Source organism: Micromonospora sp. ATLC20 (genome assembly GCF_057196585.1).
Map to the genome: position 1 here is coordinate 1 of NZ_JBXUOV010000332.1, position 2,667 is coordinate 2,667.

3 protein-coding genes are annotated in these 2,667 nt (G+C 74.0%); all 3 read left to right on the top strand.

The window, feature by feature from the left end:
- Positions 1–877, top strand: an 877-nt coding sequence (locus AC2CHG_RS30980; protein WP_484526158.1) for a phosphatidate cytidylyltransferase, incomplete at its 5' end; no start/stop codon positions are given.
- A gap of 104 nt (positions 878–981) precedes the next feature.
- Complete coding sequence (gene rlmN / locus AC2CHG_RS30985; RefSeq protein ID WP_135243775.1) at positions 982–2,127, top strand: dual-specificity RNA methyltransferase RlmN; 1,146 nt, start codon at positions 982–984, stop codon at positions 2,125–2,127.
- A 22-nt stretch (positions 2,128–2,149) separates the two neighbouring features.
- Positions 2,150–2,667, top strand: a 518-nt coding sequence (locus AC2CHG_RS30990) for a DivIVA domain-containing protein (RefSeq protein ID WP_358012057.1), incomplete at its 3' end; no start/stop codon positions are given.

Consider the following 2,667-nt stretch of genomic DNA (forward strand, 5'->3'; position numbering starts at 1 on the left):
CCGCGGGCCGGGGCGCCGGCGGGCGAGCGCCGAGCGCCCGCCGACCACCGCGCCGAAGACGTCCCGGGCGGGGCGCAACCTGCCGGCCGCGATCGGCGTCGGGGTGGCCCTCGGCGCGGCGGTCGTGGTGCCGCTGTTCTTCTTCATGCCGGCGTTCCTCGCCGTGCTCGCGACCGCTGTGGGGATCGGCATCTGGGAGATGGCCCGCGCGGTACGCCGCAGCGGCGCCCACCCGCCGCTGGCGCCGCTGGTCGCCGGTGGCGTGATCACCGTGGGCCTGGCCTGGTACGCGGGTCCCGACGCGCTCTGCCTCGGCCTGCTGGTCACGGTGCTGGGCACGATGATCTGGCGGCTGGGCGACGGGCCCGGCAACTACCAGCGCGACCTGACCGCGGCCACCCTGATCGCGGTGTACGTGCCGTTCCTCGCCGGGTTCGCGGCGATGCTCGCGGCGGCGCCCGGTGACGGGCACCTGCGGGTGCTGGTGACGCTGGCGGCGGTGGTGCTCTCCGACACCGGCGGATACGCCGCGGGCGTGTCGTTCGGCAAGCACCCGATGGCGCCGACGATCAGCCCGAAGAAGTCCTGGGAGGGCTTCGCCGGCTCGGTGACCGCCGCCGCGGCGGGCAGCGCGGCGCTGCTGTGGGCGTTGTTCGACGTGGCCCCCTGGTGGGGTGCGCTGTTCGGGATGGCGATCTCGGTCTCGGCGGTGCTCGGTGACCTCGCCGAGTCGATGATCAAGCGGGATCTCGGTGTCAAGGACATGAGCAACCTGCTGCCCGGGCACGGCGGCCTGATGGACCGGCTCGACTCGATCCTGTTCGCCGTGCCGGTGGCGTACCTGCTGCTCGCCGTCTTCGTCCCGGTGGTGAACTGAGGCATGCGTCACGGCGGCGACCCGCTGCGGGCCGGGTGGCCGGGGGCGATTCGACACGTACGGACGGGTGCGTCCGGGCGGGAGCGTGTCAGACTGGACGCGCCATGACGAGTCTTCCGCTGATCTCCGTAGACCCCGACGCCCGCGGCCGCCGGCCCGCGATGCCTCCCCGCCACCTCGCCGACCTGGACCTGCCGGGCCGGCAGGCGCTCGTCACCGAGCTGGGTGAGCCCGCGTTCCGCGCCAAGCAGGTCTCCAACCACTACTTCGGCCGCCTGGTGCGCGACGCGGAGCGGATGACCGACCTGCCGGCCGCGACCCGGGAGCGGCTGGCGGGTGAGCTGCTGCCCACGCTGCTCACCCCGGTCCGCGAGCTGGCCTGCGACGACGGCGCGACCCGCAAGGCGCTCTGGCGGCTGCACGACGGCTCGCTGGTGGAGAGCGTGCTGATGGGCTACCCGGACCGGGTGACCGTCTGCATCTCCAGCCAGGCCGGCTGCGGCATGGCCTGCCCGTTCTGCGCCACCGGCCAGGCCGGGCTGACCCGTAACCTGTCCACCGCCGAGATCGTCGACCAGGCGGTCTACCTGGCCGGGGTGGCCGCCTCCGGCGCCGTGTCCGGGTCGCCGCCGCGGCTGTCGCACGTGGTGTTCATGGGCATGGGCGAGCCGCTCGCGAACTACTCGCGGGTGGTGGCGGCGATCCGCCGGCTGGTCGCCCCGGCGCCGGAGGGACTGGGCCTGTCGCAGCGGCACATCACCGTCTCGACCGTCGGTCTGGTGCCGGCGATCCGCCGACTGGCCAGCGAAGACCTCTCGGTGACCCTTGCGCTGTCGCTGCACGCCCCCGATGATGAGCTGCGCGACGAACTCGTCCCGGTCAACCAGCGCTGGAAGGTGTCCGAGGTGCTGGACGCGGCGTGGGACTACGCGGCCACGACGGGGCGTCGCGTGTCCATCGAATACGCGATGATCAAGGACGTGAACGATCAGCCGTGGAGAGCCGATCTGCTCGGGCGGCTACTGGCCGGCAAGCTGGCCCACGTGAACCTGATCCCGCTCAACCCGACTCCGGGCAGCCGCTGGGACGCCAGCCCGAAGCCGGTCGAGCGGGAGTTCGTCCGGCGGTTGCGCGACGCCGGGGTGTCGACCACGGTGCGCGACACCCGGGGACGCGAGATCGACGGGGCCTGTGGGCAGCTCGCCGCCGCCGGGGACACGGACGGCGACTCACGCGCGGCAACGGCGTAGCGGTACGAGACCAGGAGACATAGTGGCGAGTCAGGGTCAGCGTTTCCGGCGTAAGGCGCTCCGCCGGGGCTACAAGGTCGACGAGGTCGACGCCTTCCTGGACCGGGTCGAGGCGACACTCGACGGCCAGCCGATCGGCGCGCCCGTGGCCTCCCAGGAGGTCCACGACGTCGTCTTCCGGGTCCGGTTCAACGGCTACGACGAGTGGCAGGTCGACCTGCACCTCGACCGGGTCGAGCGGCAGCTCGCCGAGCTGGAGGAGCGCGGTGGCGCGCCGGCCGGGCGCGGTGGCGACCCCCGGATGGCCGACCGGCTCGGCCCGCCGATGCGCGACGACCGGGGCATGTCGCCGGTGCCGCAGCCGCCGATGCCACCCCGCCAGATGCCAGCCCAGCCCGGCCCGCCCGCCGACCGGTACGGCAACCGCTACGACGAGCCGACCGGCGCGTTCGCCGGTGGCTACGACGGCCCGCGCGGTGGCTACGACGGCCCCCGTGGCCCGGGTGGCCCCGGCCCGATGGGCCCGGGCGCGCCGATGGG

What these genes read in the sequence shown, in the direction of transcription:
- rlmN (WP_135243775.1), top strand. Translation starts at nt 982, where the DNA reads ATGACGAGTCTTCCGCTGATCTCCGTAGACCCCGACGCCCGCGGCCGC.